Consider the following 855-nt stretch of genomic DNA (forward strand, 5'->3'; position numbering starts at 1 on the left):
TGAAGGCCAGCGGCCGGTCCGTTGTCATGGACTGGGCAATGATGCTGACCTGCTGGTTCAGACCGTGGCGCGCGGCAAAGTCGGACGAGCAGATGATGGCGGCGGCGGCGCCACAGGTGGGCGGGCAGGCCATCAGGCGGGTCATCACACCGGGCCACATCACGGGCGAGGCCATCACTTCTTCTTCGGTGACTTCCTTGCGGAACACCGCCAAGGGGTTGTTGGCCGCGTGGCGGCTGGCCTTGGCCCGGATCTTGGCAAAGGTTTCCAGCTTGGTGCCGAAACGGCGCATGTGTTCGCGGCCGGCGGCGCCAAAAATGCGCAGCGCTACCGGGATGCCGGTCACATCGGCATTGGCTTCGATGACCGCATCAAAGTGTTCGAACACCGACGCGCGGTCGTTGAAAACAGCACCCAGCGCGCCGGGGTTCATTTGCTCAAAGCCCACGGCGAGCACACACTCTGCCGCACCGCTCGCAATCGCCTGGCGCGCGAGGTAAAGGGCGGTGGAACCGGTGGCGCAGTTGTTGTTGACGTTGATGACCGGAATGCCGGTCATGCCCACCTCGTAGATGGCACGCTGGCCGGAGCAGGAATCGCCGTACACAAAGCCGGCGTAAGCCTGCTCGACCAGGGAATAGTCGATGCCCGCGTCCATCAATGCGGCCTTGATGGCGAGCTGGGCCATCACGGGGTAAGACTCACTGGCGCCAGGCTTGGTGAAGGGAACGGGCGCATGACGGGGTGGGGCCAGGATGGGCCGTTGGCGCAGGCCGCCGGACACGACATGAACTACGTGGCCCTCACTGGCTTGATGTCGCTCACCGAGCGGCCGGGCCACCCGCCTATGGTGCC

1 protein-coding gene and 1 pseudogene are annotated in these 855 nt (G+C 65.0%); one reads left to right on the forward strand and one right to left on the reverse strand.

Translation table 11 applies throughout. From position 1 onward, the window contains the following. On the reverse strand, positions 1–688 hold a 688-nt coding region (locus tag B9Z50_RS17350; protein ID WP_304481689.1), incomplete at its 3' end, for a beta-ketoacyl synthase N-terminal-like domain-containing protein. A 42-nt stretch (positions 689–730) separates the two neighbouring features. On the opposite strand from B9Z50_RS17350, the pseudogene B9Z50_RS17355 reads away from it, so the two are divergent. After that, a pseudogene (locus tag B9Z50_RS17355) lies at positions 731–855 on the forward strand (CoA transferase); the annotation flags it as partial.

Source organism: Limnohabitans sp. Bal53 (assembly GCF_003063355.1).
Lineage (GTDB): Bacteria > Pseudomonadota > Gammaproteobacteria > Burkholderiales > Burkholderiaceae_C > Limnohabitans_A.